Here is a 14,028-nt window from a genome sequence, read left to right on the forward strand (position 1 = left end):
CATGGCCGGCGGCACGACGGATCAGGGCGCGGATGCGGGCGAGAACCTCTTCGACATGGAACGGCTTGGCGACGTAATCGTCGGCGCCGGCATCGATACCGGCAACCTTGTCGCTCCAGCGATCGCGCGCTGTCAGGATCAGCACAGGCATGGTCTTGCCGTCGCCGCGCCACTTCTCGAGAACGGTGATGCCATCCATCTCCGGCAGGCCGATGTCGAGGATCACGGCATCATAGGGCTCGGCGTCGCCGAGATAGTGCCCCTCCTCGCCGTCATAGGCCTGGTCGACGACATAGCCGGCCTCCTTCAGCACCTCGGCGAGCTGCCGGTTCAGGTTGGCGTCGTCCTCGACAATCAGAATGCGCATTCGTCTCTACTTCCTCTCGCGGCCATTTCCGCTGCGTGTTTCGTCAAACCTAGCCGATTTAAGGACAGAAACATGCAGGCATTCAAAGCGCTACAGCGACCTTTGCGCGCCTGACAAGACGCGCAACGCTGCGGGGACCGCTTACATCGGCACCTTCACGGTCACCTTCTTCGGCCGTCCACCATTACCGGGAACGAGTACCGTGATCACGCACTGGCCATCGGATGTCGGCTGTGCCGACAGCAGCTCGCCGCCGGTATCGGCAACCACCTGCGCAGCGGCCGCGCTGCAATCGCCGGACACACGGACGACGTTATCCGACGGCACGTTGATCGCAGGCGGGCTGAAGCCCGCGAGGCCTGCGGCAAGCGCGGCTATGATCACTGGTGAAGACATGAACGCACTTTCGACTTGGGAAGCATCATGGCAGAAGCAATAACCGAATGAGGCTGAATGGCAAATGAATGTCGGCTTTCAGAGCCGTCAGGTATCCACTGGGGAGCCGACGGATCCGACCCTAGATTGCAGCGATTCCGTTTGTGACGAAACCCGGAACGAGACTTGCGCCAGCAAGCGATAGCCATCTCATGCGACAGTTTCATCTCGATGCCGACGACAGAATGGGGCCTCAAGATCACGGGCATACTTCACTGCAGGCCATGAGATCAGCCTTTTGTTAAGCATGTTTCGCTAGCATTCCGAAGTCGGCAGCGGTGCGCATGCCGCGATGGTGGATGCATCCGCCATAAGCCCGAACACTGGGACAGCGCATCGGGCAGGAGCGATTTCCGATTCCTTTGAATCCCTTGCCGACGATCGTTTGAAAGTTGAGTCAACACCCTGCGAGGTTGAGTCAACTTGATCGCGCGCCGAATCCGGTATTCGCACTAAGCCCCTGACACCCTTCGATTTCATCGCGATGGCTTCGCCGCGATGCGAGCGAGCGTGCCGGCGTTCGGCACATTCTGTAGGAGCCTCATCACGTGAGGTTTGGCGTTCCCACACAAGACAGGACGCCCGCAAAAATACTTCAAAAGAACAGCCAATTTAGTCGTATCTGCACCGGCAGATCTTTGGATTGACAGACGGCTGTGGATCAACGAAAAATTAATCGATTTAAATATTTTTCAATCGTTTAAATGATTTAAGCCACTGATTTACAAAGCCTTTACGATATGAAATTGTCCACTACATCAAATGTCATGAAACCGTCATAGGCCCCGGGAGGATCGGATGCAGACGCTAGCCAACAACCAGCCCGCATCTCAGCAGTCCAAAGTACCGCAATCGCTGCTCGACCGTTTCGAAAACGAATGGCGCGCCATGCGCGACGCCGGCGAAAGCACCCCGAAGCCGATCCAGCCGGCTGAGTAAAGCCTGTCAACGGCGCACCGGTTTTCCTGCGCCAAGACCATCCTGACATATGCAAGACGCAACACGGAGTTGAACCCTTACGGGTCAGGATGAAACACATCCTGCAACGCCGAATGGCCCGTCTTGGCCGATTGGATTGGTGCCGTGGCAATAGCTGCGGCCCTTGAATTTTTGTGGCTATTTTCAGCCTTTTGGCCATTCGGAAAATCCATGTTACTCTTTCCGAATGCTGACCGAAGAGATTGAAAAACTCGCGCTAAGCTTGCCGGGAACGGAGGAAAACGCGCATTTCGGCACACGGGACTTCCGGGTGGGCAAGCGCATTTTCATGACCCTGCCGGAAGCCGGCCGCGCGGTCTTCAAATTCACCCCTGATCAGCAGCGCATGCTCCTGGAAATGGAGCCCGGGGTCTGTGCCGCCGTGCCTGGCGGTTGGGGTGACCGTGGCTGGACATCATTCTACTTCGTCGAAGCCGACGAAGGGCTCGTGCGCCAGTCTATGGAAACGGCATGGCGCAACGTCGCACCGAAAAACCTCGTCAGGAAGAACGGCGGCAGCCACTAGGCTGCATCAGGCGAATGGCCGGTTCGCCGAAGTGCGAGCGCCCCGCACGCAAGTCGCTTGCGAAGCGCGGACCAATCCATTTTCAATCCACGCTTTCCTGCCCCACTTCCAGCGGCCAGGTGACGAGATAGTCTTCATAGTCCTCGATATCGATGCCGTCCTCGGCAACGGTGCGGCCACGCACGGAGATGCCGGCGGCATGGACAGTATCCGGATCGCCTGAGACCAGCGGGTGCCACCAATAGAGATCGCGCCCCTCGGCCACGAGGCGGTAGCCGCAGGTCGGCGGCAGCCAGGTGATTTCGCGCACCGCCTTGGGCGTCAGCTGGATGCAGTCGGGCACTGTCGCCTGTCGGTTTTCATAGTCCCTGCAACGACAGCTCTCGCCATCAAGCAAAGTGCAGCGGATCGAGGTCCAGGCGATCTCGCCGGTATCCCAGTCCTCCAGCTTGTTCAGGCAACAGAGTCCGCAGCCGTCACACAGGCTCTCCCACTCCGTATTGGTCATGTCCTCAAGGCTTTTCGCCTTCCAGAAAGGCATTTCGCCCATCGTCATCACACTTTCGTCAAATAGCCCGCGATACAGAAATTTCGCAGAAAATTGCCGGTTTTTTAAGGCCGGCAGCGCGATATGCAAGTAGATTGGAATTTGACGCCGTGCAAATATTGCGCGGCGCCGGCATGATGCCACAAAGCCTTCAGGACGTTGAGACGTGCGGGAACCGAGGAAAGACGATAATCGGCCGAAGAAACGGCACATCTTTCTCAGGATCGACTCCTGGATCGATTCGACGGTCTGGAATACCGGGTTCAAGCTCGCGCAGTGGTGGGAAGATACCACCATCTTCTTCCGCCGTTTCCGCGTCACTGGCTGGAAAAAGGTCGTCTTCGAGGTCCTCGGCGAAGGCATGACCTGGGGCACCGTCGGCTCGGTGCTGATGCTGGCACTGGCGCTTCCCGCCTTCGAGGAAACCAAGGGAAACTGGCGTGCCCAGAGCGACTTCGCCGTCACCTTCCTCGACCGCTACGGCAATGAAATCGGCCACCGCGGCATCATCCACGAAGATTCCGTGCCGATCGACGAACTGCCCGACCACCTGATCAAGGCGGTGCTGGCGACCGAAGACCGCCGCTTCTTCGACCATTGGGGCATCGACTTCCTGGGTCTTGCCCGCGCTATGACCGAAAACGCCCGCGCCGGCGGCGTCGTCCAGGGCGGCTCGACGCTGACCCAGCAGCTCGCCAAGAACCTATTCCTTTCGAACGAGCGAACGATCGAACGCAAGATCAAGGAGGCCTTCCTTGCCATCTGGCTGGAAAGCAACCTGTCGAAGAAGGAAATCCTCAGGCTTTATCTCGATCGCGCCTACATGGGCGGCGGCACCTTTGGCGCGGCTGCGGCGGCGCAATTCTATTTCGGCAAATCGATCACCGATGTGAGCCTGGCGGAGTCGGCGATGCTTGCCGGCCTTTTCAAGGCGCCGGCGCGCTATGCACCGCATGTCAACCTGCCGGCTGCGCGCGGTCGTGCCAACGAGGTTCTGACCAACCTCGTCCAGGGTGGCCTGATGACCGAGGGCCAGGTAATCGCCGCGCGCCTCAATCCCGCCAGCGTTATCGACCGCGCCCAGGTAAAGGCGCCCGATTTCTTCCTCGACTGGGCCTTCGATGAGGTCCAGCGCATTGCCCGTCCCTTCGCGCAGCATTCGCTGATCGTGCGCACCACGATCGACATGGGCCTGCAGAACGCCGCGGAGGACTCGGTGGAATCGAGCCTGCGCCAATATGGCGAGAGCTTCCGCGTGAAGCAGGGCGCGCTTGTCATGCTCGAGAATGGCGGCGCGGTGCGCGCCATGGTCGGCGGTCGCGACTATGGCGAGAGCCAGTTCAACCGCGCGACCCGTGCGCTGCGGCAACCGGGTTCCTCCTTCAAGGTGTATACCTACGCGGCCGCGATGGAGAAGGGCATGACGCCGGAAACGATCGTCGTCGACGCGCCGATCACTTGGCGCGGCTGGTCGCCGCAGAATTACGGCCGCAGCTATGCCGGGCGCATCACCATCCTGACAGCCATCGCCAAGTCGATCAACACCATCCCCGTGCGCCTCGCCAAGGACAAGCTCGGCACCGACCTGATCGCTCAGACCGCCAAGGCGATGGGCGTCGAGACCCCTATCCGTACCGACAAGACCATGCCGCTCGGCACATCGGAAGTCACCGTGCTCGATCAGGCGACGGCTTATGCTGTGTTCCCGGCTGGCGGCGTGCAGTCACGCCGTCACGGCATTAGCCAGATCCTCAACTATGACGGCGACATCCTCTACGACTTCGGGCGTGACGAACCGCCGGCGCGGCGCGTGCTTTCGGAAAACGCAAACACGTCGATGAATTCGATGCTGACGCAGATCCCGATCATCGGCACCGCGCGCAAGGCCGCTCTCGACAATGGCATCCTCGTCGGCGGCAAGACCGGGACGACTCAGGCCTATCGCGACGCCTGGTTCATCGGCTTCACCGGCGACTATACGACCGCGGTCTGGTTCGGCAACGACGACTACACGTCCACCAACAACATGACCGGCGGCTCGCTGCCGGCGATGACGTTCAAGCGGCTGATGGACTATGCGGAGCAAGGCATCGAGCACCGCGCCATCCCCGGAGTGACCGCCCCGACGGCGCCAGTGAAGCAGCCGCAGGTCGCAGCGGCGAAGCCGGATGAAAACGCCCTGCCGCCCCTTATCCGTCCGCGCTCGTTGTCGGCCGAGGTCACCCGCCTGCTACGCACGATCGGCGAGACCTTCGAAAAGGCGCCGACGCTGAAAGCGCCGGAAAAAGCCGGCGGCAAGCTCGCGGCTCTCGGCGCTGCCGAAGAAAAACGCTCCGGACAGACGGATCCCGATGCCGCCAGCAACTGAAGCCCCTCGGCAGCCATCTCATCGTGCGGCCGCGCGTGATCCGTCGGTCGCCGTTGCGCCGGGCGCCAATTTCGGCGAGATATGGGGGCAACCCCATGTTGCCCCGTCGCTGACCGATTTCCGATAGAGCCGCCCTTGTTCCGAATTCCCTTCCTCGTCGCCCTCGCTCTTGCCATCGCCTTCGGCGGCGGCATTGCCTCGGCCGTGTGGGCGCTGAAGGCGACCGTCGGCTTCGGCTCGATCGCAATCGGCCCATGGGTTGCCTTTCCGGAAGCGCAGACGATCAATGCCGACCCCTATGCCAAGGCGCACCGGGCGCGCGCTGGAGAACTCCTCTACGGCGGCGCCGAAGGATTGATGTTCACCGCACAGATCGACGACAAGGGCCAGAAGCTGCAGGCGACCTGCTCGTATGACGTGACGGGGCTGACGCCGCAGGCTCGTTTCTGGACGCTCTATGCGGCGAACGCCGACGGCCTGCCGCTGCGTCCCGGCACCGACCTGCCCTCGGCGCTTAATTCCTGGACCGTGCTGCGCAGCGAAAACAGCAACTTCACCATCCATGTGTCGCCGAATGCCCAACCGGACAATTGGCTGGCCATACGCCATGCGGGCAACTTCCGCTTGGTCCTGACGCTGCTCGACACACCGACGGCCGGTTCCTCGGGCCTGATCGACCTCGCCATGCCTGTCATCACCAAGACCGGGTGCGGCGATGCGTAAGGTTCTCTTCGCCACGGTCCTCGGCCTTGTCGGCGCCGCCCTGCTGCACATCATCATCATTCTGTCGTTGCCGCAGTTCACTGGCCGCGACGCCTATACCCGTGTGCTCGGGCTGCTCGAAATGGACAGTTTCTTCGCGCTGACGAGCACGCCGGGGCCGACCGGGCTTGCCAATGACGACCCCTATCTCCGGACGGCCGTTTGCAGCTTCTCGATCTCCGACGGGCCGGCGCGCTTCCTCGCCAGCGGCAACGTGCCGTTCTGGTCTCTCGCGGTCTTCGACAGCAATTCGAACGAAGTTTTCAGCATGAACGACCACACGGCGGTTAACGGCAAGCTCGATCTTGTCGTCGCGACGCCGATCCAGCTGGTGGAACTGCGCAAGTCGCCGCCGGAGGCGCTGGCGCAATCGATCATGGTGGAGATGAAGGAACAGGACGGCTATGCCGTCTTGAGGGCGATGGCGCCGGTCGACAGCTTCGAAGAACAGGTCCGCAACTTCCTCGCGGAATCAAGCTGCGAGCCATTTCGCCGCTAGAGCCCTCGGACGTGAAGACGGCTCATCGCGCAGCCACGGCGCTCGGCAGACTGCCGACGCTAAACTACGTTCAATACAGGAATAATGGTGGAGGGACCCTGATGCTTGGGGTCAAGGAGGCGCGCGCCCGGTCATAGCCGGCCGCCGACGCAGGAAATCGAACGCTACTGCTTCTTGATCCGGCGTCCATCCGGTGCCGTCGGCTGCGGGTCGCGGTCGAGGCGTTCGTAACGGATACCGGTGAACAGAAGCACTTTGGCTCCGCCCGATATGGCCGGTGGCCTACGCGGCGGTACGCGGACCTTTCGGTCCTGAATTCTGATCACGTCTGCCATGCTCGTCTCCACAAAGTCTTGAGACGGATGAACTACCGTACAGATTTCACCCTGCCCTCTCGGGCCAGCGCATTTTTCCAGGCTTTGCCTGGACAGGCGCGCTTTTCTCGTTTGCTCCTTCTTCCGGTCGCCCGGATGTTGCTCTTCTGGTTCACACGACGCAGCCCGATGATAACGGGTCTACCCCGATTGAGCCATAGGCTGGTTAACAGAATGCTAATACACCGCTGCAACACCAACCAAGTCTCATTATCCCGCCAGACGAGGCCCCGAGATGTATCCGAGGTAACAACCCGGAGCGCTTTTTTAAGCCGTCGCTTCCACTAGCGTCGCGATATCAGACCGAACAGGAACGACACCCCGGCAACCGCCACCAGTGTCGACAGCGGTTCTTCGCGCACGCGTTCGCGAACGCGTTCCACCATCAATTCCGCCTCGCCCTGCACGACTGCCTTCGTACCGCTGCCAATGGCAGAGACCGCTTCGGTCAGCCGGGCGATTTCCGCCCGCAGTTCGGCGATTTGTACGTCAACCTCAGCACGCGCCTGCACCTGCGAAACGTTTTCGCTGACTTTCTGCACGGCCTCCAGTTTCTTTTCCACCATTACAACGCTCCCTTGTCTGCGCCGTCTCAACGCTCCGGATAGCGTTTGGTTCCGCTTGAAACCGCAGAAAGCCTAAGCGCCAAAAGCAAACGGGCGGCCAGAGCCGCCCGTTTTCCAGTCCATCGGAAGGGCGCCGCTTCAGGCGCTCCAGGTCAGTTTTCGCAATTCGGATCGTCGAACTGGCACCGAACGAGCGGCGCAGGGCGGGCGCCTTCGTAAATGACACCATCGTCCTGGCGAACGCGCACGCCATCACTGCGACGTTCCCACTCGCGGCGTTCTTCGCGTACCGTCCGCTCGCTGTTCCATTCACCTTCGCGGCGACGCCATTCCTCGTCGCGCTGGCCGGTTTCCCAGTCTCGCCGCTCGCGGCGCCGATCACCTTCCCAGTCACGGCGATCGCGCTCGCGCTGGCGTTCCCAGTCGCGACGATTCCGGCGGTCGTCGACCCAATCCGGACCCCGGCGCCAGCGGTCACGCTCGCGATAGAAGTCACGACCGCGGTAGTTGCGGTCCCAATAGTTGTCGAACTGGAAGACGACCGTTGGAATTCCGAGCGGCCGATAGTAGCGGGGCTCGACATAAACGCGATTGCGACGATAGTCGGCCTGAACATAGCGCCCGGCAACCCAGCCGCGACCACCGTAGAACGAGACGTCGCACCACGGCAGATCAGCAAGGCATCCGTGGATCTCCACCGATTCGCCGACCGGGATCATCGATACCGCCGGATAGCGGGTGCTCGGACCGGAGCGCATATTGACATTGGCAGTGGCAAAGCCTTCTGCAGCCTCGGCGATCGCCGGGGCCGCGAGGAGCGCGCAGACCGCCGCCGCGCGCAGGATAAATTTCTTCACAGTTCCATATCTCCCATGGAGAGGCCCCTCTTCACTTGGCCTCCAAGCGTCGGCGGGCGTCCGGAGCCCTTGACCGTCGCCGCGATAACTCGTCAGCGCATGTGGATTTTTTATGGCTGATGCCGCGGATGTCCCCGAGAAATACGGGGCTGGCGCGGCTGCTGGGCGACCCTTTCGGGCGCCACGCCTGTGCCGTAAGCCTGAATAAAGCTCCAACATCCATAGTTAACAGTGCGCTAACGCTTTTCTTCTAATTTTTGCGACGTGTGCCTTTCCGGATCACCGGAAACGGCGATCATGTTTTGCGTGCAGGGAATTACCGTGACGGATCGCTTTCGTGAGTTGGAAAGGCCACAGACCGGCCGCTTGAAGGACGTGGTCCTGATGGCGACGGTCACTGGTTTCGAAAGCCTGCGCATCCCCCGCAAGTCCGACATGAAGCAGTTTTCCGAACTGTTCGAGCCGCTCTTCCTCGGTTCCAGCAACGAAGCACGCCGCCAGGCGGCGGCAGCTCTTTCGCAATGCCAGCAAATCCCGGAACCGGTCGCAAATCTGATCGGCAGCATGCCGATTTCGATTGCCGCGATTTTTCTGACGCGCTCGAAAGCGATTGCAGACCGTACCCTTATTTCGGTCATCCGCGAGCGCGGCCCGGAACATGCCGCAGCGATCGCGCGGCGTCCGAACCTCTCTCCCCTCGTCGTCGATGCCCTCGTCGAGCACCACAATCCGCCCGGACTCGCCGCACGCAGCAACGCCGCGAAACAGGCGGTGGCGGACCAACCAAACCTGGAGCCCGAAGCCGCTTCCTTGCGGGCTGCCCGCGAAGAAGCGCTTCGGCACGAGATCAAGACGCTGGCGCGGACGGGGTCACCCGCTACCGCGCCCGCAGCTTCGTCTGAGGCAATCAACGACGTTCATGCGGCGCTGCTGGTGCGCTTTGCCCGTAGCGGCGAGATTATCCTGTTCTCGCGCGTCCTCGGTCAGGCGCTCGGCACCAAGGACGCGCAGGTCGAGCGTATCCTGCTCGATATTTCCGGACAGCGACTTGCGACGAGCCTCGTCGCGCTGGATGTCGGGCCGACCGATGCCGGTTTCGTGCTTCAGGCGCTCTATCCTCACCTTCGCGAACCCTTCGGCGAAACGAGCCACGCGGAAGCCTTGATCGGCGCCATGAGCCACTCGGACTGCCGCGAGCAACTCGATGCCTGGTTCGAGGCGGAGGACGCCGCTCCGGCTGCAAGGCACGAAGCCTATTTCGCCGAAAATTCCGCCAATGATGCGCGCCAGGTTGCCCCTCGCAGGGTCGCGGCCGCCGTCGGCAATGTCCAGCCACAACGGCTTTTCGGCCGCCGGCGCGGCTAGGCGTCGTAATCTCTCAGCATCGACCTCATCTTGATGCCAGGCATGCTCCCCCATCGAGAGCGTACCTGGACAATCGCTGATATGCGGATGAGTCTGCGGCCGCGCCCTTAGAAGAGCTGTTTCATCGCGTCGATGATCCAGCTCCACTCGCGGCCTGTCGGAGCCTGTGGCCCATGCCCCTGCAATACCGCCATCAGTTCCTGGTACCGAGCGGAACGGGCGTGGTGTTTGCGATACTGCTCGAGTTGCCAGTCCAGGAATTCCTTGTCGGGAGCCCGCTTCATCGCCTTTGCCGAGTTTACCAACCAGCCGGCGGCAATCTCCCTGCCGACGGCCGATTGCGAGCTCAAGCCGTTTTCGATGGCAGCCCTCACCCGTGCGAAGGTCGCGTCGGCCGCCTGGGCATAGGCGGCAGGGTCGAATTCCTCGGTCCAAAGCGTGGACATATGGGACCGCATTTCGGCCGCATAGGTCTTGTCGGAGAACATGTCCATCAGTTCCGCCCATGCATCGATCTGCTCCGGGGTCGGATCCTCTGGCAGATCCGGCGTACCGGCATCCATCATTTTCTTCTTCCACTCTGCGTCCACCGGCGCGCCGCCGGCAACGTCGTCGTAGAAACGTTCGAGCGCGGCGCGGAATTCCGTCTTTGAAAGCTTGGTCACGGTCCATAATCTCCTGAGATCGGCTGGGGAGGGTTCATGGAGTTTCAAAGCCATTCGCAAGGCTGCCGCGATTCGGCGCTTCGATCGGATTTCGGTTTCGAGCGTACGAAGCCTCAACGCCAGAACATCGGCAAACGAGGTTCTGCTGGTCAGGATCTTCCGGATTTCTGAAAGGCTGACACCCGTTTCACGCAGAGCAAGCACGAGGTCCAGCCGGGCGAGATCCGCTCCGCAATACATGCGGTAGCCACTCTCGGTCCGCGTGGACGGCGGCAACAGCCCCTTGTCCGAATAAAACCGAAGCCGCCTGACCGGGATGCCGCTCAGCTTCGAGAGTTCGCCTATCGAAAAGATTTGATCGTCCATGCGTGCGTCCTACGGCCTCCACCAAGTGGAGAGTCAAGCAGGTCCGCGCGATGGGCAAGACAGTGTCAGGACCGGCTTGTCCCATCCTCAGGAACCACCTCGAACAGGTCGCCATGGTCGTCCAGTTCGATCTCCACAATCCAGCAGTCCGGATCGAACCGGATCTCGCTTGCAAGCGCCGCATCGACCCGCTCAGCCTCGCTGTCCCGCAGCCTCACCTCGAACTTGCGGCCGAGATCGACCTCGTCGTCGAAGAAATTCTGTGGCGCCGGGGCAAAGAGCGTCTCGGTGCCGAGCCGTGTCCGCTGGCGGATGAAGATTGCACCGGCGTCCTCCGCCCCCTTGCGCAGCACGGCCGCATAGCCGCCGAGCGAAAACGCGCGGCGCAGGAGGGACGAGACGTAGATGTGAGACTTCAAGCGCATGAATGGCTGATACACGCGCCAGCCGGCGCAGGCAAATCGGCGGTGCGTTCAAAACCCACCGGTAATCAGAGCGCGCCGATTTCCTTGAGCTTCTTCAGGACCAGGGCGTTCGGCTCCCCGGTCTGCGGCAGGCGGTAGTGTTTCTCGAAATGGCGGATTGCCGCTCGCGTCTGCTCTCCGGCGACGCCATCGACCGCCACATCCGCATAGGCGAGATTGCTGAGCCCCTTCTGGATGTTCAGCACCAGGTCGCTCGAAACCGGTATCTCCGCACGCGGAATAAGATTGCTTTCCTTCTCCGACGAGCGAATGGCCGCCGCAACGGGATCAATTTCCACACCGTTGCCCTTTGCCTCTGCAAGGGGCCTTCCCGCCGGCATGACCTGCGCAACCTTGTCGCTTGGCGCCGCCCTTAGCGCCTGCAGCAGCTCGGTGCTGGCCGAGCCGGTCTCGGCGCGACCGGCCTGCGCTTCAAAACGCAGGATCGCCGCCGTGGTCCGTGGGCCGCTACGCCCGTCCGGTGCGCCGTCATAAAGGCCGACCCGGTTCAGTTCCTTCTGGATATCGGCGACGAGCTTCGATTGCGCGCTGTCGGGCACACTTGCCACGCGCTCAGGTGACGGCTTATCCGCCGGCAGATCCGCGGAGGCCTCAGCAATCACGTCCTCGACACTGTCCGTCTTGGCCTCTCCCTCGCGCTCGATGACGAAGGTGGTCACGTTGCGCTGCTCGATCTCTTCGCCCTTGGCGATGGCGATCCGCTGCGCCGTTTCGGCGCTGACGAGCGGCACGCGGGTGCGCATGAGCGGCGACGGGTGCACCCCGTGCTGGTACCACATGGCGTTGGCGGCAACGAAGGAGAACACGACCACAAAGGCCGCGGAGCCGCCAGAGACCAGCGGATGGCGCGCCATCAGGCGGCCGGCAAGTCCAACACCCTGTCCGGCAAGTGCCAGCCCGCGCACGGCCAGGCCGCCCGCACGCTGCGCGGCCTTTTTCCGTTCAGGCTGTTTTCGCTTGCGCGGCGCCATATCCCCGTTCCTCGTTCAAACCAACGTCCTCGGACCGCCCTCCTTCGGCGGCCGGCCTCGTTTCTCCGTCGCGCAGGCGCGGCGGGAATTCCACCGTTACCGGCGAGCGCTGCTCCTCTTGCTCGGCAAGGGCAATGCCTGAGCCGTCGCGCGGTATCGTCACGACGATGACAGTCCCCTCGCCCTCACGGCTGCGAATCGTGAGATCGCCACCATGAAGCGCAACGAGGCCCTTGACCAGCGAAAGGCCGAGGCCCGTGCCTTCGTAACGGCGTGTATAGTCGTTCTGGATCTGGACAAAAGGTTGGCCGAGCAGTTCCAGCTTGTCGGCCGCGATACCGATACCAGTGTCGCTGACCGAAACCTTCAGCAGCGCACCATCCACTTCGGCGTCGATCGTCACGACACCGCCATGATCGGTGAACTTCACGGCATTGCCGACCAGGTTGATGAGAACCTGCTGGAACGCGCGCTGATCGGCATTGATTTCGCCGATGCCGCGGGTGACGCGGCTTACGAGCTTGACGCCCTTTTCCGCCGCCTGGTGCGACAGCATCGCCTCGCATGCAGTCACTGCCTCGGCGACGCGGAAAGGCTCAGGCATGAGCTCGTAGCGTCCCGCCTCGATCTTGCTCATGTCGAGCATGGTGTTGACGACGGAGAGCAGATGTTCGCCCGACTTGTGGATGAGGCCCACGTATTCGCGCTGGCGATCGTTCTCGAGCTTGCCGAAATACTCGCCGGCCAGCACGTCAGAAAAGCCGAGGATGGCGTTGAGCGGCGTGCGCAGCTCGTGGCTGACCGCGGCGAGAAAACGGGTCTTGGCGTCGTTCGCAGACTCGGCTTCGGCCGTCCGGGCCGCCGCCTCCGCGCGCAAGCCTGCTTCTTGAGAGACATCGCGCGACTGCGCAAGGATCGCCGTCAGGTTGCCGTCGCGATCGCGCAGCGGCGCCAATTCGCAAGCCATATAGACGAACTGTTCGCCTTCGATCGGCAGGGTCCGCCGTTCGATACGGATATCCACCGTCGCCCGATCACCGCCCTGGCGAAGGATGTCGATCGCACTCAGGAAAGTGATGCGGTCGGAGACGTGAATCTGTTCAATGAAACCGCGGCCCGCCGGATCGCGCATCAGCGTCAAGTGCTCGGCTGCATCTCGGCCATGAACGGAAAGAACATTGCCGCGCAGGTCATGCACGGTCACGAGACCGGCAAAAAGGTCATAGGCTGCCGAAAGGTCTGGGAGAACCGGATCGGTCGGCGTCGCTGCACCAGCCTCCGGCACCCGGCCACGAGCGATCGCGACGGCCGCTGCCAAGAGCGAGGCGGAAGCCCAAAGCGCCGTGCCGAGCGGCAGGGCCGAGGAAACCGGCATGGCGAGCGACAGGGCGAGCGGCGCCACGGGCAGCGTCGTCAGCGAGACGGCCGCGACAGCCCGCAGACGTTTCGTATCGCGACGTCCAGCGAGCGAGGAGGCTTCATGACGGGGCAGCCACAGGGCCGCGATCTCGTCCACGCGGGACGCCCATCTGCCAGCCATGTTACGCAATACGCTCACGCTTTACCCTGCTACATTTGTTGTTCTTGCGAGGCTGGCGCGATCGATTTCCGCGACTTGCGGACCGCGATTCAGACCGCCTCGTGACATGTCGGAATCTCGCATCCCCGGCTTAATGAAAGAATAAACGCGGCCGTGCCGGAACGGTGCGAAACCGCCGAAAAATCCCGTTTTGGAGCAAAACCGGCGACCTTCATTTCTTGTGGTTAACGGGGCGTAAGCAACGGATTTCTGTGCATTTTCTGCACACCGTTAACGATTGTGGCGCCTCCTTCGACACGCCATCGCCGATGCTTCCGGGCTTCGGGCTTGAGGCTCTGCCATGAACCTTAACGGCGA

The 14,028-nt window shown here is 61.9% G+C and carries 15 protein-coding genes and 1 pseudogene; 6 read left to right on the plus strand and 10 right to left on the minus strand.

Annotated features, from left to right (window positions below; genetic code table 11):
* Together feuP and I8N66_RS16240 are read right to left on the minus strand one after the other, a co-directional pair.
* A pseudogene (feuP, locus tag I8N66_RS16235) lies at positions 1-367 on the minus strand (two-component system response regulator FeuP); the annotation flags it as partial.
* 141 nt (positions 368-508) lie between these two features.
* Positions 509-763: a hypothetical protein gene (locus I8N66_RS16240; RefSeq protein WP_113537842.1), complete on the minus strand. Its 255-nt coding sequence runs from the start codon at positions 761-763 to the stop codon at positions 509-511.
* An 837-nt stretch (positions 764-1,600) separates the two neighbouring features.
* Here I8N66_RS16240 and I8N66_RS16245 point away from each other — a divergent pair.
* On the plus strand, positions 1,601-1,741 hold the full coding sequence (locus tag I8N66_RS16245; protein ID WP_223726777.1) for a hypothetical protein: 141 nt from the start codon (positions 1,601-1,603) through the stop codon (positions 1,739-1,741).
* A 226-nt stretch (positions 1,742-1,967) separates the two neighbouring features.
* Entirely contained in the window at positions 1,968-2,306 is a 339-nt protein-coding gene (locus I8N66_RS16250) for an MmcQ/YjbR family DNA-binding protein (protein WP_113537843.1), read from the plus strand.
* Positions 2,307-2,388: 82 nt separating this feature from the next.
* On the opposite strand, the gene I8N66_RS16255 is transcribed toward I8N66_RS16250, so the two are convergent.
* Positions 2,389-2,856: a YcgN family cysteine cluster protein gene (locus tag I8N66_RS16255; protein WP_291155243.1), complete on the minus strand. Its 468-nt coding sequence runs from the start codon at positions 2,854-2,856 to the stop codon at positions 2,389-2,391.
* A 163-nt stretch (positions 2,857-3,019) separates the two neighbouring features.
* On the opposite strand from I8N66_RS16255, the gene I8N66_RS16260 reads away from it, so the two are divergent.
* The 3 genes from I8N66_RS16260 to I8N66_RS16270 all read left to right on the plus strand — a co-directional run bounded on the left by I8N66_RS16260 (position 3,020) and on the right by I8N66_RS16270 (position 6,482).
* The gene (locus tag I8N66_RS16260) at positions 3,020-5,221 is read left to right on the plus strand and encodes a transglycosylase domain-containing protein (RefSeq protein ID WP_291155236.1); all 2,202 of its coding nucleotides are present in this window, start codon (positions 3,020-3,022) and stop codon (positions 5,219-5,221) included.
* 135 nt (positions 5,222-5,356) lie between these two features.
* Positions 5,357-5,944 (plus strand): DUF1214 domain-containing protein, encoded by a 588-nt coding sequence (locus I8N66_RS16265; RefSeq protein ID WP_113537845.1) that lies wholly within the window; start codon positions 5,357-5,359, stop codon positions 5,942-5,944.
* A complete protein-coding gene (locus tag I8N66_RS16270; protein ID WP_113537846.1) occupies positions 5,937-6,482 on the plus strand; it encodes a DUF1254 domain-containing protein in 546 nt (181 codons plus the stop codon). Before I8N66_RS16265 ends, I8N66_RS16270 begins: the two co-directional genes overlap by 8 nt.
* A 164-nt stretch (positions 6,483-6,646) precedes the next feature.
* Here I8N66_RS16270 and I8N66_RS16275 read toward each other — a convergent pair whose 3' ends face one another.
* The 3 genes from I8N66_RS16275 to I8N66_RS16285 form a co-directional block, all read right to left on the minus strand.
* The gene (locus I8N66_RS16275) at positions 6,647-6,817 is read right to left on the minus strand and encodes a hypothetical protein (RefSeq protein ID WP_176707512.1); all 171 of its coding nucleotides are present in this window, start codon (positions 6,815-6,817) and stop codon (positions 6,647-6,649) included.
* Between the two features lie 323 nt (positions 6,818-7,140).
* Positions 7,141-7,422 carry a hypothetical protein gene (locus I8N66_RS16280; RefSeq protein WP_113537847.1) on the minus strand — a complete coding sequence of 94 codons (282 nt, stop codon included), beginning with the start codon at positions 7,420-7,422 and terminating at the stop codon, positions 7,141-7,143.
* A gap of 152 nt (positions 7,423-7,574) precedes the next feature.
* Positions 7,575-8,279: an SH3 domain-containing protein gene (locus tag I8N66_RS16285; RefSeq protein ID WP_113537848.1), complete on the minus strand. Its 705-nt coding sequence runs from the start codon at positions 8,277-8,279 to the stop codon at positions 7,575-7,577.
* Positions 8,280-8,576: 297 nt separating this feature from the next.
* On the opposite strand from I8N66_RS16285, the gene I8N66_RS16290 reads away from it, so the two are divergent.
* Positions 8,577-9,644 (plus strand): DUF2336 domain-containing protein, encoded by a 1,068-nt coding sequence (locus I8N66_RS16290; protein ID WP_113537849.1) that lies wholly within the window; start codon positions 8,577-8,579, stop codon positions 9,642-9,644.
* Positions 9,645-9,751: 107 nt separating this feature from the next.
* Here I8N66_RS16290 and I8N66_RS16295 read toward each other — a convergent pair whose 3' ends face one another.
* The 4 genes from I8N66_RS16295 to I8N66_RS16310 all read right to left on the minus strand — a co-directional run bounded on the left by I8N66_RS16295 (position 9,752) and on the right by I8N66_RS16310 (position 13,671).
* A complete protein-coding gene (locus I8N66_RS16295) occupies positions 9,752-10,675 on the minus strand; it encodes a MerR family transcriptional regulator (protein WP_113537850.1) in 924 nt (307 codons plus the stop codon).
* 65 nt (positions 10,676-10,740) lie between these two features.
* Positions 10,741-11,100 (minus strand): DUF1491 family protein, encoded by a 360-nt coding sequence (locus I8N66_RS16300; protein WP_162768751.1) that lies wholly within the window; start codon positions 11,098-11,100, stop codon positions 10,741-10,743.
* A gap of 65 nt (positions 11,101-11,165) precedes the next feature.
* Positions 11,166-12,131 carry a peptidoglycan-binding domain-containing protein gene (locus I8N66_RS16305; RefSeq protein ID WP_113537852.1) on the minus strand — a complete coding sequence of 322 codons (966 nt, stop codon included), beginning with the start codon at positions 12,129-12,131 and terminating at the stop codon, positions 11,166-11,168.
* Complete coding sequence (locus I8N66_RS16310) at positions 12,103-13,671, minus strand: HAMP domain-containing sensor histidine kinase (RefSeq protein ID WP_162768765.1); 1,569 nt, start codon at positions 13,669-13,671, stop codon at positions 12,103-12,105. Before I8N66_RS16310 ends, I8N66_RS16305 begins: the two co-directional genes overlap by 29 nt.
* Positions 13,672-14,028 lie beyond the last annotated feature (357 nt).

Origin of the sequence: Ensifer sp. SSB1 (assembly GCF_016652895.1) — a bacterium.
Lineage (GTDB): Bacteria > Pseudomonadota > Alphaproteobacteria > Rhizobiales > Rhizobiaceae > Ensifer.

Bases quoted from the DNA above. Each gene is read 5' to 3' on its own strand.
- I8N66_RS16280 (WP_113537847.1), bottom strand. From the start codon at position 7,422: ATGGTGGAAAAGAAACTGGAGGCCGTGCAGAAAGTCAGCGAAAACGTT.
- I8N66_RS16240 (WP_113537842.1), bottom strand. From the start codon at position 763: ATGTCTTCACCAGTGATCATAGCCGCGCTTGCCGCAGGCCTCGCGGGC.
- I8N66_RS16275 (WP_176707512.1), bottom strand. From the start codon at position 6,817: ATGGCAGACGTGATCAGAATTCAGGACCGAAAGGTCCGCGTACCGCCG.
- I8N66_RS16310 (WP_162768765.1), bottom strand. From the start codon at position 13,671: ATGGCTGGCAGATGGGCGTCCCGCGTGGACGAGATCGCGGCCCTGTGG.
- I8N66_RS16295 (WP_113537850.1), bottom strand. From the start codon at position 10,675: ATGGACGATCAAATCTTTTCGATAGGCGAACTCTCGAAGCTGAGCGGC.
- I8N66_RS16270 (WP_113537846.1), top strand. From the start codon at position 5,937: ATGCGTAAGGTTCTCTTCGCCACGGTCCTCGGCCTTGTCGGCGCCGCC.
- I8N66_RS16305 (WP_113537852.1), bottom strand. From the start codon at position 12,131: ATGGCGCCGCGCAAGCGAAAACAGCCTGAACGGAAAAAGGCCGCGCAG.
- I8N66_RS16255 (WP_291155243.1), bottom strand. From the start codon at position 2,856: ATGGGCGAAATGCCTTTCTGGAAGGCGAAAAGCCTTGAGGACATGACC.
- I8N66_RS16245 (WP_223726777.1), top strand. From the start codon at position 1,601: ATGCAGACGCTAGCCAACAACCAGCCCGCATCTCAGCAGTCCAAAGTA.
- I8N66_RS16290 (WP_113537849.1), top strand. From the start codon at position 8,577: ATGTTTTGCGTGCAGGGAATTACCGTGACGGATCGCTTTCGTGAGTTG.
- I8N66_RS16250 (WP_113537843.1), top strand. From the start codon at position 1,968: ATGCTGACCGAAGAGATTGAAAAACTCGCGCTAAGCTTGCCGGGAACG.
- I8N66_RS16300 (WP_162768751.1), bottom strand. From the start codon at position 11,100: ATGCGCTTGAAGTCTCACATCTACGTCTCGTCCCTCCTGCGCCGCGCG.